The sequence below is a fragment of the Actinosynnema sp. NPDC059335 genome (genome assembly GCF_042752395.1).
GTDB lineage: Bacteria > Actinomycetota > Actinomycetes > Mycobacteriales > Pseudonocardiaceae > Actinosynnema.
In genome coordinates this window covers 27,728-42,534 of the sequence record NZ_JBHYXZ010000048.1, presented here as the reverse complement: position 1 = coordinate 42,534, position 14,807 = coordinate 27,728, and the positions used below count along the sequence as shown (strand labels likewise).

The 14,807-nt window shown below is 75.4% G+C and carries 10 protein-coding genes; 2 read left to right on the top strand and 8 right to left on the bottom strand.

The window, feature by feature from the left end:
* Positions 1-84: 84 nt before the first annotated feature.
* From ACFXGA_RS17420 to ACFXGA_RS17395, 6 genes are all read right to left on the bottom strand, one after another.
* The gene (locus ACFXGA_RS17420) at positions 85-1,731 is read right to left on the bottom strand and encodes a DUF4157 domain-containing protein (RefSeq protein WP_378088957.1); all 1,647 of its coding nucleotides are present in this window, start codon (positions 1,729-1,731) and stop codon (positions 85-87) included.
* Positions 1,732-1,791: 60 nt separating this feature from the next.
* Positions 1,792-3,825: a DUF4157 domain-containing protein gene (locus tag ACFXGA_RS17415; protein ID WP_378088956.1), complete on the bottom strand. Its 2,034-nt coding sequence runs from the start codon at positions 3,823-3,825 to the stop codon at positions 1,792-1,794.
* A 25-nt stretch (positions 3,826-3,850) separates the two neighbouring features.
* Positions 3,851-5,953, bottom strand: a complete 2,103-nt coding sequence (locus ACFXGA_RS17410) for an ATP-binding protein (RefSeq protein ID WP_378088954.1) — start codon at positions 5,951-5,953, stop codon at positions 3,851-3,853.
* Entirely contained in the window at positions 5,950-6,636 is a 687-nt protein-coding gene (locus ACFXGA_RS17405) for a DUF4255 domain-containing protein (RefSeq protein ID WP_378088952.1), read from the bottom strand. The genes ACFXGA_RS17410 and ACFXGA_RS17405 overlap by 4 nt, the downstream gene beginning before the upstream one ends.
* 22 nt (positions 6,637-6,658) lie before the next feature.
* The gene (locus ACFXGA_RS17400; RefSeq protein WP_378088949.1) at positions 6,659-9,712 is read right to left on the bottom strand and encodes a hypothetical protein; all 3,054 of its coding nucleotides are present in this window, start codon (positions 9,710-9,712) and stop codon (positions 6,659-6,661) included.
* A gap of 130 nt (positions 9,713-9,842) precedes the next feature.
* Positions 9,843-10,466 carry a LuxR C-terminal-related transcriptional regulator gene (locus ACFXGA_RS17395; protein ID WP_378088947.1) on the bottom strand — a complete coding sequence of 208 codons (624 nt, stop codon included), beginning with the start codon at positions 10,464-10,466 and terminating at the stop codon, positions 9,843-9,845.
* 169 nt (positions 10,467-10,635) lie between these two features.
* Here ACFXGA_RS17395 and ACFXGA_RS17390 point away from each other — a divergent pair, with 169 nt between their 5' ends.
* Positions 10,636-11,928: a hydrolytic protein gene (locus tag ACFXGA_RS17390; RefSeq protein WP_378088945.1), complete on the top strand. Its 1,293-nt coding sequence runs from the start codon at positions 10,636-10,638 to the stop codon at positions 11,926-11,928.
* Between the two features lie 307 nt (positions 11,929-12,235).
* Here ACFXGA_RS17390 and ACFXGA_RS17385 read toward each other — a convergent pair whose 3' ends face one another.
* Together ACFXGA_RS17385 and ACFXGA_RS17380 are read right to left on the bottom strand one after the other, a co-directional pair.
* A complete protein-coding gene (locus ACFXGA_RS17385; protein ID WP_378088943.1) occupies positions 12,236-12,442 on the bottom strand; it encodes a hypothetical protein in 207 nt (68 codons plus the stop codon).
* Positions 12,439-12,807: a hypothetical protein gene (locus ACFXGA_RS17380; protein ID WP_378088941.1), complete on the bottom strand. Its 369-nt coding sequence runs from the start codon at positions 12,805-12,807 to the stop codon at positions 12,439-12,441. Before ACFXGA_RS17380 ends, ACFXGA_RS17385 begins: the two co-directional genes overlap by 4 nt.
* 280 nt (positions 12,808-13,087) lie before the next feature.
* On the opposite strand from ACFXGA_RS17380, the gene ACFXGA_RS17375 reads away from it, so the two are divergent.
* Positions 13,088-14,807 (top strand): BTAD domain-containing putative transcriptional regulator (locus ACFXGA_RS17375; RefSeq protein ID WP_378088939.1); only part of this gene is annotated, 1,720 nt, incomplete at its 3' end.

Genomic DNA, 14,807 nt, shown 5'->3' with positions numbered 1-14,807 from the left:
TTGCCCCAAAAGACATCCGCGCCGCGCGCACGCGAAGCGCCCCGGCGCCGGGCGGCACCGGGGCGCGGGTCAGGCCGACGGGTGCTATTCCTCGCCGAGCGCGGCGCTCGCGGCATCGGCCACGTTCAGGGGCATGCGCCTCATCAGGTGGGCGAGCACCCGCAGGTACGCCTCCCGCTCGGTGATCGGCTCCTGATCCGAGGCGGCGAGCACCTGGTTGACGAAGGTGTGGATGCCCTGCCGCTCCTTGGCCGACGCGGGCAGCGTGAACGAGAACGGTCCACCGCCCTCCGTGCGACCGGCACGGCGCACGGGTGGCATTCCGCCCGGGAACCGGTAGGCGCCGCCGCCGTAGTTGGCGTCCCGGTCCGGGTTGACCCCCGAGCCGATGACACCGACCACGCCCTCACCCGCTTCGCTGGTGACGAAGGGGAGCGCGTCCGGCGAACCCGACACCACATAGGTGTGGTAGGCGTCCGAACCGCCTTCCGGCAGCCCGATCCCCTGCGAAGCCCCGGGGCGCAGACCCTCCGCCCTGATGCTGTAGAGGTTCTCCTGCTCGGTGAAGTGCGCGTAGATCTGGACGCCGGGAGGCAGCGGTTCGACGTTCTCCAACCGGGCGCGGGTCCTCATCAGCCTGCCGGGCCCGATCTCGCCGATCGACTCGTCGTCGCCGGACGAGGACTGCTCCGGCGTGCTGCGACCGGTGTCGCCCGCCTGCGCGCCACCTTCCGGCGACGGCGTGCGCGGCGGGTTCGCCTCTTGCTCCTCAAGGGCGCTGATCTGCCGGCGCTCGTGGTCCATCACCCTGCGCAGTTCACGGATGACATTCCGCTTCTGCTCGGCCGCGGACTGGTTGAACACGGCGATCCCGCGGCGGCCCTGGTTCTGCTCCCACGCCTGGATCGCTCTGTCGAGCCGGTCCAGCACGTCGGTGCGACCGGCGGTGTCGGGGCTGCTCAGACCCGCGTACTCCTGGATCAGGGCGACGATGGGGGGCCAGAACGACTGCTGCTGGCCGATACCCGGTCGGCCGGGTTGCAGCCGTTCCGCCGCCCGGACGGACGGCTCGTAGCTCCAGGTCGCCGGCGTCCGCTGCACGGCGGGCGCGCCGCCGGGATGTGCCGCACCGTGCCCGGGCCGTGAGTGGTCGTGGCCGACGTGGGCCGCGTGTCCCTGGAGCGCCCGGGTGGCGTTGGCGTCGGCTTCCTTCTCGTGCTCGTCCGACGGGTCGCTGACCCGCACCCCGTCACCGCGGTCGGTGCCCGCCACCACGCCCCGGCGCTGTTTGCGCACGTGGTCCAGCTCGTGCAGCCACGTGTGCAGGTCGTCGTTGCCCGGCGGCATCACGACGTGGTCACCCGAAGCGTAGGCGCGTGCCCGGAACTCCTTCGCCGACCGCACCGCGAGCGCGTCCCGGTGCACCTGCACCCCGGAGAAGTCCTCGCCGTAACCGGCCTCCGCGATCCGGCGCACGTCGGCCGGCAACGACTGGCCCCGACTGCCCAACACCTCGTGCACGCTCGACCGCCCGCCCGAGGGCTCCTCCCCCAGTTCGCCCGCCTGCCGGGCCAGTTGCACGAACTGGCTGGTCACGCCGTTGCCGACGGAGCGTTGCAGGTCCAGCACCTCGTTGGTCCCGTGGTGCCGGGCGTGGCCGGGCGGTCCGGCCGGGACGGGTCGGGCGTCGGACGGGGTCGGTTTCCCGCGTCGGTGGTCGTGCGAGTGCATCAAGGATCTCCTGCCCGGTGCGTCGTGGTGGTCGGGGTGCGGTGCGGTCGTGGAGCGGGTCTACTGCTCCCCCGATCCGGATTCGGAGCCCGAGCCGGTGTCGAAGAACCCGCCGGCCTGGAGTTCGCGCACGAACCGCTTGATGGCCAGGTCGGTGTGGGTGGCGGCGTGCATGGCGCGCATGATCAGCGCGCGGCGCGCCTCCGGGGTGTCCGCCTCCTCGAAGTCGGCGGTGAAGGTCCGCAAGGTGGTCAGCAGTTGGCTCCGCTGCTGGAGGAACGCCGCGAGCCTCGGGTCGTCGCTCCCCTCCCACACTTCCTCCAGCTCGCCGAGCATCTGCTCCACGTCGTCGATGCGCGCGCGCACGCTGTCGCGGAGCGAGGCGTGCTCGGCGGCCACGTCGTCGTGGTCCAGTCCCTCGTACCGGTTGAGCGGGTCGTAGGGCACGTTGAAGTTCTGGGCCACGTCCATGACCTCGTGCAGCGTGTGCGGCGCGAGCGACGTGTGGTCGTAGTAGAGCCGCCAGAACGCGAAGATGCTGTGCGCCAACGCCGTCATCTCCCGCGTGGTGGCGTCGACCCAGCGGGCGAGGTTGAGCAGGTGGACCGTGGTGTTGGACGCGCCGGACCACACCGGGAGGTTGTGCCGCCGGGCGAACCTGGTGCTGCTCGCCTGCTCGTTGCGCGTGCCCTGGTCGGTCCGGCCCCGGTCCGGGGTGGTGCTGCGGACGCCGTCCCGGATGTCCTTGGTGCTGTAGGTCAGCTCCGGCTCCACGGCCGGCAGCATCCCGGTGCCCGCGCCGGTCGGGTTCCACGGCCGCTGGTCGCCGAAGTACTCCATCAGGTCGTGCAGCACCACGATCTTGTCCAGGAACGTGTAGCCCGTCGGCCGGAGCACGACGTCGAGGACGCCCTGGCTGATGTTGTGCAGGATCTGCGGGTCGGCCTGGCCGCCCCTCATCGTGAGGTAGTACTCGTACCAGCCGCGGGGCCGCTCGACCTGCGGCAGGTTCGGGTTCCCCCGCTGCGGGCCGAGCGTCGTGGTCTGCTGCAGCTCGCGCAGGATCTGGCGCTGCCTGGTCCGGACGTCCTCGTCGTCGCTGTCGGCCAGGCTGTCGATCATCTGCGCGACGCGGTACAGGACGCTGTTGAGCTGGAGTTCCACGTCGGGGTCGTCGGCGATCACGGCGGCGTACTCCTTCTCCGCGTGCCGCTCCGGTTTCGCGGCCACCCAGCCGTGCAGGCCCGCCTCCAGGTCCTCGATCCGGCTGTAGTTGCGCTGCTGCTGCTTGCGCCCCCACGGCGAGTGGCCGGTGGGCGTGCCGGGCGTGTCCTCCACCCACTTCCAGAACTGCTCCTCCATGGCCTGCTGGTCCTCGGCGCTGCGGGCCTGGAACGCGGGCAGCGCCGCCACCCGGGTCCACACCCGCCGCGCCTGCGGGCTGTGGCCGGGCGACGCGGGCAGGGCGGTCCCGCCGATCGAGAGCACCCGCTGGACGGCGGTTCCGGGCCGGCCGACCGGGCCGTGTCCGGTTGTGCCTTGTCCGGTCGGGGCGTGGCCGGGCGCGTGTCGGGTCGAGGCGTGGCCGGTCGGGGCGGCCGGGTGGTCGCCGCGCAGGACGCCGGCGGCGTTGGCGTCGGCCTGCCGCTCGTGCCGGTCCGACGGGTCGCTGACGCGCACCCCGTCGCCGCGGTCCGTGCCCTCGACCGCGCCCCGGCGCTGCTGGCGCACGTGGTCCAGCTCGTGCAGCCACGTGTGCAGGTCGTCGTTGCCGGGCGGCATCACCACGTGCTCGCCCGAGGTGTACGCCCGCGCGTCGAACTCCTCCGCCGACCGGGTCGCGGCGGCGTCCCGGTGCACCCGGACCCCGGAGAAGTCCTCGCCGTAGCCCGCCTCGGCGACGCGCCGCACGTCGGACGGCAACGACTCGCCCCGCCCGCCCAGCACGTCGTCCACGAGCCGGCTGGTCGCCGCGTTGCCCGCGGAGCGTTGCAGCTCCACCAGCCCGCCCGGGGTTCGTTCCCCCTCCTCGGGGTACCGCGCCACCACGGGCCGCGCGCCCTCGTCGGGCCGGTGATCATGGTCGTGCCTCATCGCCCACCTCCGCCGGGACGAACCGTCAACTCGACCGCGACAACCACGGCCCGAACTCGCTCTCCAGGACGAGCCGGCCGAGCTTGCGGTACTCCAGGTGCACCGACGTGACCACGTCGGCCATGGACACCGGCCGGTCGCCGGCGGCGGCCCGGTAGGCCGCGGTCACCGCGCACGCCCGGATCGACCCGCCGGCCAGCTCGAAGCGCTCCGCGCAGAACTCCAGGTCGAGGTCGTCGGCGCGGGGCACCGCGGGGCCCAGGCAGCGGTCCCACAGCGCGAGGCGCTGCGCCGCGTCCGGCACCGGGAAGTCGGCGATCACGTCGATGCGGCGGGTGAACGCCTCGTCCACGTTGGACCTGAGGTTGGTGGTGAGCACGGCGATGCCGTCGAAGGACTCCATGCGCTGCAACAGGTACGCGGACTCGACGTTGGCGTACCGGTCGTGCGCGCTCTGCACCTCCGACCGCTTGCCGAACACCGCGTCGGCCTCGTCGAACAGCAGCACCCCGTGCACGCCGGCCGCCTCGGTGAAGATCCGCTCCAGGTTCTTCTCCGTCTCGCCGACGTACTTGTCGACCACCGTCGACAGGTCCACCACGTACAGGTCCATGCCGATCTCGGCGGCGACCACCTCGGCGGACATGGTCTTGCCGGTGCCCGACTCGCCCGCGAACAACGCCACCACCCCGCGCCCGCGGCCACCGCCGGGCCGCATCCGCCACTCGCCGAGCACCCGTTCGCGGTGCTTCGCGCGCACGACGAGTTCGGCGAGCTGACCGCGGGTCTGCTCGGGCAGCACCACGTCGTCCCAGCCGACGCCGGGCACGATCCGCCGGGCCAGGCGGTCCAACCCGGCCCCGTTCTGCGCCCGCACCCCGGCCCGCACGTGCTCCAGCGCCACCGGTCGGCGTTCGACGGCGGCCAGCCGGGTGGCCACGACCACCGCCCGGTCCACCTCCTCGGCGCCGAGCCGGTAGCCCGCCAGGTCGGGCAGGAAGGCCGGTTCGCCGCCGAACGCGCGCGTCCACCACGCGGCCCGTTCCGCGGGCAGCGGTGACGGGACGGGCAGCGACAGCACGGGCCGCGTGGTCCACTTGGGGTCCCAGTGCTGCCGGCTGTGCAGCACGACCGGCACGTCGCCGGCGAGCGCGACCGCCTCGCGCACCACCCGCGTCCGCTCGGGCACCAGCGGGTCCAGCGGTCCGAGCACGACGCCCGCGCGGCGCAGGCGTGCTTCGCGGACGACCGCGGCCAGGTCGGGCCGCTCGTGGTCGGCCAACGCGATCACGTCGACCACCACCGCGCCCCTCCCGGCGGCGGCCAGTCCCGCCACGGCCGCGGCCCCCGCGGTGCCGCCGGTGTCGCGCAGGTGCACGGGACCGGCGCGCAGCCCGGTGGCGAGCCGCGCGGGCAGTTCGGCCGCCGGCGCGTCGCGGTGGGGCACGATCCGGACCAGCGCGGTCACGGCCGGGTCGGAGGCGTCGTCGCCGAGCAGGTGCGCCACCACCCGGTCGGGCACGCGGAGCGACCGGCCCAGCGCGGGTTCGGCCGGGTCGCGCACCTCGACCAGGCCGCCCGCGACCAGGGGCGCGGTGGCGCTCAGCCGGAACCGGCCCGGTCCGGCGGCGGGCGCGCCGCACAGCCGCAGGGCGAGGCCGACCGTCGCCCGGCGGCGGGTGACGTCGTCGTTGAGGTAGGCGTAGAGCAGTTCGAAGCGGGCGTCCACGTCGGGGGCCAGCGCCACCAGCAGGAGTTCGACGTCCAGCGGGTCGAGGGCGAAGTCCTCGGCCAGCGCGGCGAGGCGGGGGCCGGGTGGCGGGACGTCGGCGGCGAACGCGTCCAGGTCGAGGTCGTCGCGCGGCGGGAAGAGCGGCCGACGCGGCCCGTCGAGGATCCGGCGCACGGCGTCGGGGGTGAGGTAGAGGCCGCGGTAGGGGTCGCGGTGGTGCTCGGGGTCGGCGGCGGCCGCCTCGGCCACCGCCTGCCGAACCCGCCACTCGACCGCGCCCAGCCGCGCCCAGAGGTAGAGCAGGTCCGCTTCGCGGGCGGAACCGGCCGGTGCGGCGTGGCCGTCGAGCACCGGCCCCGGGTCAACGGTCGGTTCGCCGGTCATCGTCTCCGTCATCGGATCGCTCCCCCGCGACGCCGCCTCGGACCGGGCACGGGCCGTGGCCTGGTCGCCGCGAAACCGTCGCCCTCCGCGGTCGTCGGCCCCTCGTAGCGCAGACGCCGTGAGCGCTCGCCCGCCTGCGCCGCCTCCAGCACGACGCCCTCCGTCACCGGCGGACCGGCCTGGGTCCACTCGCCGGCCAGCGGCGCGATCACCTTCAGGTCGATGGACGGCTTCAGCTCACCCCCCAGCGCCGACCACATCTCCGAGGTCGCCCGCCCGTCCGGCGGCTGGGCCGAGTTCAGGACCACGCCCAGCCCCAGCTCCGCCAGCGTCCCGGTCAGCCACTCGTTCGCCATCCGCTCGGTGCGCACCAGGACTGCCAGCACCTCCGACAGCAACCGGTGCTCGTCCTGCGGCCGGTTGGTCCACGCCGTCACGAGGTACGCCAGCTCGAACCACCGCGCCGGGCCGCGCCAGCCGACCAGCACGCCGTCGTCGTCGTGGACCTCCATGCCGCCCGCGTGCCGGCGCGCCACGTCCTCGCGGATGTCGTGCAGGAACACGTTGACCGTGGGGGCGTTGCGGCGCGCGGACCAGTCCTTGGTCGGGGCGTCGAACGACAGCTCGCCCCCGCCGCCGGGCACCCCGGCGGCGGTCAGCATCCGCCGGATCGCCTCGTCCACCTCGTGGATCACGAACGCCTCCTCGTCGTCGGGATCACCGGCGCGCCACCATGTCCGGTGGCCCGATGGACGCGGCCACCACCAGGAACGGCGTGCCGACCGGGCGGAAACCGGGTCCGGTCGCGGTGATCGTGCGGGGTCCGGTCTGGTCCTTGGCCAGGATCAGCAGCTGGGCGGTGAACCGGCCGTCCGGGCGCGGCACCGTCGGCGCGGCGGCCGCGGTGATGCCGGGCGACCACGTGAGCGCCACCGGAGCGCCCGGCGGGAAGTCCTCGCCGCGCACCGAGGTCACGAACCCCGGCTCGCCGATCGGCGGCACGGCCACGATCCTCGGCAGCAGCACGGTCATCGGCGCGACGGCGGTGTTGTCGGCCGGGTCGGCGTCGGTGCCGGTGGTGCGCAGCACGCCGCGCACCTCGGTCCGCACCGGGGCGTCCGGCGCGAGCACGATCTGCACCACCTGCGCCGCGCCGACGGGCAGGTCGGGCAGCACGCAGCTGGTCGGCGCGCAGCCCGGCGGCAGGCTCGCCACCGGCACCCGCGCGGGCAGCGCGAAGTCGAGCCGCAGGCCGGTCGCCAGCGCTCCGCCGCCGTTGCGCACGGTGAAGCCCACCACCGCCCGACCGCCCACATAGGACGGTTGGGGTTGCACCACGACGGCCAGCGCGGGTCCGGCCGGCGGCGCGGGCGGTGGCGGCGGCAACGCGGTGGTGGTCGTGGTGGTCGGCGGCACGGTCGTGGGAGTCGGTTGCTCGTCCACGGTCAGCACGGTGTCGTCCGCGTTGTCCGTCGGCAGCGCGTCGAGCACCGAACCGGTGACCGACCAGTCCAGCCGGTGCTCGCCCGGCACCACGCCGACCACGTCCGCCACCACCTCGACCGACGCGCCGGGCCCCACCACGCCGAGGTCGCAGCGCAGCTCCTCCGCCACGCACGTGCCGCTCGACGCGCGCAGCCCGCCCAGGCGCACCCCGGCGGGCACGGCCACGGTCAGCGCGGTGCCCGGTGAGGCCGCCGGGCCCCGGTTGCGCACCGCCACGGTGACCGGCGTGGTCTCGCCCACGTCCACCGACGCGGCGGGCGGCGCGTCCACCGCGAGGTCCACCGACTGCTGCCAGGCGGGCTCCTTCTGCCTGCCGGGCAGGCGGGTGGCGATCCGCTCCAGCGCCCCGGTGCCGGGGTCGAGCACGGCCAGCTCCTCCGGCGAGCGGGCGTCGCCGGCCCGCCGGGTGGTCAGCACGATCCGGCCGTCCGGCGCGTACGCGGCGTCACGCGGCTGGAACGGCCCGGCCGGGTTGGCCACGGGCCCGGCGCACGTGCCGCCGCCCAGCAGCACCTCGCAGCGGCCCGGGTCGTCCAGCGGCACCCGCAGCAGGCCGTCGGACTCGCGGTTGAACACCAGCTCGCGCCCGTCCGGGCTGAACGCCGAGCTGTCGTCGGTGACCGCGCAGTCGCCACCGCACGCCAACGCGCTCAGGTCGCGCTGCCGGTCCAGCGCGCCGGCCCGCGCCGTCCAGATGTGGTTGTCGCGCACCTCGCCGGTCGGCCCGTCGCTGATGACGCCGCGGGTGAACGCGATCGTGGTCCCGTCGGGCGACCACGCGGGCTGCGTGTCCTCCTGGTCGGCGACCTCGGGCGGCGGCCGCAGCACACCGGCCACTGTCCCCGTGTCGGCCTCCACGACCACGATCCGGCTCGCCGAGCCGTCGGGCCGCACACCGCCGGGCGAGCGCCGCGCGAACGCGATGAACCGGCCGTCGGGCGAGAAGGTGGCGTCGAACTCCCAGTCCGCGGGCTGCCGGTCGGCCACGGGCACCCGGCGCGGGTTGCCGCCGTCGGCGTCCACCAGCCACAGCCGCTGCACCCGCCGCCCGCCCTCGTCCTCGAACCGGCTGAGCAGGATCCGCCGCCCGTCCGGCGAGTACGACTGGCGGGTCGCCCACGTGTCGAACCCGGCCCTGGGCCGGAACAGCAGGTTGGGGTCGTCGACCGCCTCGGGGTCCTCGCGCAGCACGGTCACGCCCAGGTCGCGCGGGTCGGACCCGTCCGGGCGGATGTCCTGGAGCGTGGCGGTGAACCAGGTCGGGGCGCTGGTGCGGGACACCAGCAGCCGCGGCCCCGAGCCGTCGTCCTGCCAGCTCGGCGAGCTGAGCTGCCGGTTCTCGCCCAGCAGCACGTCGGGCGGCGCGGTGAGCGGCAGTCCGGGCGCGGTGTCGGCCCGGTAGACCTTGACCGCGGCGGGGTCGGCCGTGCAGGAGCAGGTCTGGTCGAGGCTCAGGAACAGCAGGCGCGTCCCGTCGGGCAGCCAGGCGGGCCAGTGGCCCCGCCACGCGGCCTGGTCGCCGCCCAGCAGCGGGGTGCCGACCCCGGTCCCGCTCAGCACCCGCACCCGCGGCACCCCGTCGACCCGCAGCGTGTAGGCGATGCGGCCGTCCACGGGGTTCCACGCGGGCTCGTCGGCGTCGCCGACCGGCTCGTCGGTCACCCGGGTCTCCGGACCGCCCGCCACCGGCCGGCGGTAGATCTCCCGACCGCCGTCGCGGTCGCCCGAGTAGGCGACCTGGGAGCCGTCCGGGGAGAACGTCGGCCACGACTCGTCGGCGTCGGTGTCGGTGAGCCGCCGCGGCTCGCCGCCGGCCGCGCCGACCAGCCACAGGTCGCCGCGCGAGGCGAACACGACGGTGCGCAGGTCGGGCGAGAGCTGCGGGTTGGCGGCGTCGTGGCCCTCGGTCAGCTTGCGCACGCCGCCGTCCGCGCCCCGCACGTACACCTGGGGCCGGGGTTCGTCGCGCAGGCTGGTGAACACCAGCAGGCCGCCGCGGGCCGACACGTGGTCGTCGTGGTGGGCCGGCCCGTCGCCCATCACCGGCGTGGTCGGGTCGAGCCGGTCCGGCTGCGGGTCGACCGCGTAGCCGAGGCTGCGGTGCCCGGTGCCCGCGTAGGCGATGCGACCGGGCGACGGCGGCCCGCCCGGCTGGCCGGACGCCTCGGGCGGGTCGGTGACGCCGCGCACCACCGCGATCACCCCGCACGCCACCACGACCGCCGCGAGGGCGGCGAGGGTGCGGGTACGCGCCCTTCTGGACAAGGTTCCACCTCCGGTCACGGGCCTGTCGCAGGCGATCGTCGCCGCGGGCGGCGTGCGCCCGACAGGTCCGGTGGGGCACGTCCGGGGAAGACCCCGGGGGCTGTTCGGGCAACGGTCGGGGCACGGCGGGTCAGATTAGGCCGTGGCGCATCACGTAGCCCACGGCGTGGGCCCGGTTGCGCAACTGGAGCCGGGTGGTGACCTCGTGCAGCACGTTCTTCACCGTGCGCTCGGAGAACGACATCCGGGTCGCGATCTCCGCGGTGTCGTACCCCTCCGACACGAGCCGCAGCATGTCCGCCTCACGAGTGGTCAAAGTGGACAGCGTCGGCCCGTTCGGGTCGAGCACGCCGCGCTGCAACCGGCCCACGTGGTCCAGCAGCCGGCCGAGCAGGTCGCCGGGCAGCACCGCTTCGCCCTTGGCGAGCGCGACCGCGGTGGCCACCAACCGGTCCTGGTCGGCCTCGACGCGGCGGACCACCGCCGCCACGCCGCAGTCGATGACGGTCTGCAGCGCGTCCTGGTCGAAGCGGCCGACCACGACCCCGGTGCGCGTGCCGGACGAGCGCCGCAGCCGCCGCAGCAGGAACGCCGCCGCGTCGTCCACCTCGTCCACCACGACCAGCGACACCTGCGCGCGGTCGTGCTCGCGCGGGTCGAGCACCTCGACCTCGGGTCGCGGGCGCAGTTGGTGCGTGACACCCGTGCGCAGCACCGGGTCCTCGGCGTACACCGCGACCGGGATCCTCGTCATGACCGCCTCCCTGGCGAGAACGGGACCGCGCCGGCGGTCCCCGTGCCGCCATCCTGCGCACCGGGGCCGGGGCCGCGGGAGGTCCGGGGGCAGCCGGTGCACTTGTTTGCCCCCGGTGTGCCCTTTTCTCCCTGCCGCAAGGGGTTCCGGCCTGCCTACCGTTCGACCGGTGACCACAACGACCGAATTCGGTCTCCCGACCGTGGTTGTCACGCCCGGTTCGGAGGCGAGCACGAAGCTGACGGTGCGCAACGACAGCGACATAGTCGAGGCGTACGAGTTCGAGGTGGTGGGCGAGTGCGCACCGTGGACCTCGGTCGAGCCCGCGCGGCTCTCGCTGTACCCCGGCACGTCCGAGCAGGTGACCGTGGTGCTGCGGCCGCCGCGGTCGCCGGAGGTGCGGGCGGGCGAGGTGCCGCTGGGCGTGCGCGTCCTGCCGGCGGAGCGGCCGGACACGGCGGTGGTCTCCGAGACCACGGTCGTCGTCGAGCCGTTCCTCCAGCAGCACGCCGAGTTGGTGCCCGAACGCCGCCGGGCCTGGCGCAGCGCGCGGTTCCACGTCGAGGTGCGCAACGACGGCAACACCCCGATCGCGGTGGGGCTGGTCGCGGCCGAGGCCGACGACCGGCTGCGCGTCACGGTGCCCGAGCGGCCCGCGATCGCCGGGCCGGGGGTGCGGGTGGAGCTGCCGGTGCGGGTGCGCGTCGGCAAGGTGCTGTGGTTCGGCGCGCCGGTGTCCTGGCCGGTGCGGGTGACCGCGACCTCAGCCGACGCCGCCGCCGCGTCCGCCGAGACCGCGCACGCCGAGGAGTTGGAGGGCGAGCTGCTCCAACTCCCGGTGTTCCCCAAGTGGCTGCTGGCGTTGCTGGCGCTGCTGCTGGCCCTGGTGCTGGCGTGGCTGATGCTGGTGCGGCCGGCCGTGCAGAGCGCGGCGCGCGAGGCCGCCGACGACCGGGCCGAGGAGCTGGTGGAGGTCGGCGAGCAGCAGGCCGCCGCCTCACAGACCCAGCCGCGGCAGCAACCGGGCGGCGAGCAGACGCCGGGCGGTCAGCAGCAGGGGCAGCCCGGGCAGCCGGGCCAGGGCAACGCCACGGGCGGCGGCCAGCAGAGCTCCGGCACCATCGAGGTCCGCACGAACACCGGCGACCAGGGCACCGGCAGCTACGTCGTGCCCGCCGGGAAGGTCTTCCGCGTCACCGACCTCGTGCTGGCCAACCACCAGGGCGACGAGGGCGTGCTGACCATCGTCTTCGGCGAGCGCACGGTGACCACGATCGCGCTGGAGACGTTCCGCAACCAGGACTACCACTGGGTGACGCCGATCGACGTGCCGGAGAACAGCGCGGTGAGCGCGACCGTCACGTGTGCCCGGCCGGGCACCCCGGCCGGCGGGCGGCAGGCCCCGAACTGCCTGCAACTGCTCAACGTCAGCGGCACGCTCGCGGACCTGCCGCGGGGGTGAAGGGGGACGGGCCCGAGGTGGTCCGGGTCCGCGTCGGGGTCGGGTCGGGGTGCTCCCCGGCCCGGCCCCGACGAGTGCGCGAAGGCGCGGTCCGCCGGCGCGACGCGAGTGGCTGCCGCACATGCCGGGGCTGCCGGGTGAGTGACGAGCCGTCTTCGGCGGGGTGGCAAGCCTTCCCGAGGGCGGCCGTGGGAGGACAGGGGTTCGCCGCGCACGGCTCAAGCTCGCCATCCACATGGCCGAGAAGGCGTTTATCTACGTCCTGGGCGAGCCCACCACCGGGTCGTCCGGTGGCGCGGCACGGCGATCAGTCGCGGCGGCGGTTCCACTCGTCCAGCAGCGTGTCGATCCACGCGCCGAGCAGGTTCGCCACGTCGCGGTCGCCCCGCAGCAGGTGGTGGCGCAGTTCGGCGGCCGCGGCCGCGAGTTCGGCGCACAGGTCCAGCCGGGACAGCTCGACCCGGCCACCGTCCGGCTCCGACCGCGCGGGCTCGGGCGGTCCCGGGACGGTCACCGCGGCCGCCCGGCGTTGCGCCCCGCGATCCGCAGGGCCTCGATGTACTTGGGCAGCTCGACCAGCGCCCGTTCCCAGCTGTCGGAGTTGAGCTGCCCGGCGAACACCGCGTCGACCACGAGCCGGTCCACGTCGGGAGCCACGTCGTCCCCGGACGCGTCGCGCAGCCTGCGCGACAGCTCCAGCTTGCGCAGCCGCGACCGGACCTCGTCCAGCGTCCGCTCCAGCTCGCCGATCACGCGCTGCGCCTGCGCGGGTTCCAGCACCAGCCACCCGCGGCGGGCGAGCTGGAGGAACAGGTCGCCGGCGAACCGCTCGGGCGGGGAGGCGCGACCCGGGCCACCCGTCTCGCCATCGGACCGCACGTCCATCGCACCCTCCGCGCGGGAACCGGTCACCGTCGCGACCCGGCCCCCAGGTTCGCCCCGTACCGGGGATGTGCACCGACCCCACCACACGCCGCGCGCCGAGGAGAAGACCGGGCGGCCCGTTCTGCCCGTCCTTACCCCCGGTTCTGCCTCGCCCGACCGGGCGATCGGGTGCGGCCCTGCGCCGGCCGGGTGAACGCGGCGCGAGAGGTGAACCGGATCCGCAGGAGTCCCGTGCACCCGTCTGACGAGCGGATCACGGGATCGGGGGATCGGGATGTCGACCAGTTCCGGAGACGGGGTGCGGGTGAGCGTGCTGGGCCCGGTGCGGGCCTGGCTCGGTGGGGAGGAGCGCCCGTTGGGGCCCGCCCGGCAGCGGGCGGTGCTGGGCCTGCTGACGGCGCGGGCGAACCGGCTGGTCTCCCGGGACGAGCTGGTCGACGGCCTGTGGGGCGACGCGCCGCCCGCCAGCGCGGTCGGCAGCCTGCACACCTACGTGTCCGGGCTGCGCCGGGCGCTCGGACCGGCGCGTGACGTGCTGGTGTCGCAGACGTCGGGCTACTCGCTGCGCCTGGCGGTCGGCGCGGTGGACGCGGAGGTGTTCGCGCGGGCCAGGTCCGACGCCCGGCTGCGCCTGGACGCGGGCGACCACCGCGCCGCCCGCGCCGCGCTGGAGGACGCGCTCGGCCTGTGGCACGGCGAGGCGTACTCCGGCGTGCCGGGGCCGTTCGCCGAGGTCGAGCGGCGGAGGTTGGAGGAGCTGCGGCTGAGCGCCGTGGAGCTGAAGGCCCGTGCGGCGCTGGAGCTGGGCGCGCACCGGGAGGTGGTGGCCGAGCTGGGCGGCTTGGTGGGCGAGCACCCGCAGCGCGAGTCGCTGTGGGAGGTGCTGATGGTGGCGCTGGACCGCTCCGGGCGGCAGGCCGAGGCGTTGGAGGCGTTCCGCGAGGCGCGCCGGGCGCTGGTGGACGGGCAGGGGGTCGAGCCGGGGCGCGTGCTGCGGGACCTGCACCAGCGGATCGTCACCGGCACACCGGAACACCGCCGCCTGCTCACCGTGCCGCCGCACGTGGCCGAGGCGGCGCGCACCCCTGGAACGGCCCGGGACGCCGGAGCGGGAGGCATGGCCGGGCTCGCCGGCGAAGTCGGAGCAGTGGACGTGGCCGGGGCGGCCCGGGAGACCGGAGCGGCGAGCGTGGGCGTGCCGGACGGCGAAGCGGAGCGGGTCTGCGAGGCGGGGGCGGCGGGCGGCGGTGGCGGGGCGGACGGGTTCGTCGGCCGGCGGGACGAGATCGCGCTGCTGCGCGGCCTGGTCGCGGACGTGGCGGCCGGGCGCGGTGCGGCGGTGTGGGTCGAGGGCGAGGCGGGCATCGGCAAGTCCGCGCTGCTGACCGCCGCGCTGGCGGACGCGGCGCGCCGCGGCTGCCAGGTCGGCTGGGCGGTCGCCGACGAGTCCGGCAGGCGGTTCCCGCTCCAGGCCGTCCACGACTGCCTCGACCTGCGCCCGGACGGGCGGCCGTGCCACGTCCCGGGCCACCGGAACCCGACCCGTCACGCCCCGGCCCGTCACGACCCGGCCCACCAAGACCGCACCCGCCAGGACCCGCTCCCGGCCGCAGTCGACCGGTTGCTCGGCCTGGTGGACCGGATCTGCGCCGACGGCCCGCTGCTGCTCGTGCTCGACGACCTGCACCGGGCGGACGACGCCGGCCTGCTGATGTGGTACCGGCTGCTCGACGCCACGCGCCGGTTGCCGCTGCTGCTGGTCGCCGCGTCCCGCCCCGATCCCGCCCGCCGGGAGCTGACCGGCCTGCGGCGCGGCGTCGAGGCGCGGCACGGGCACGTGCTCGCCCTGGGACCGCTGGCGGCCCGGGACACCGAGGAGCTGGTCGGGCGGGTGGTCGGCGGGCGGCCCGGCGAGGTGCTGCGCGAGGTGGCCCGCCGCACCGCGGGCCACCCGCTCTACGCGCACGAGGTCGCGCACGCCCTGGTGCGCGACG

Coding starts and splice junctions, on each gene's coding strand:
- ACFXGA_RS17395 (WP_378088947.1), bottom strand. CDS start 10,466: ATGACGAGGATCCCGGTCGCGGTGTACGCCGAGGACCCGGTGCTGCGC.
- ACFXGA_RS17410 (WP_378088954.1), bottom strand. CDS start 5,953: ATGACGGAGACGATGACCGGCGAACCGACCGTTGACCCGGGGCCGGTG.
- ACFXGA_RS17420 (WP_378088957.1), bottom strand. CDS start 1,731: ATGCACTCGCACGACCACCGACGCGGGAAACCGACCCCGTCCGACGCC.
- ACFXGA_RS17415 (WP_378088956.1), bottom strand. CDS start 3,825: ATGAGGCACGACCATGATCACCGGCCCGACGAGGGCGCGCGGCCCGTG.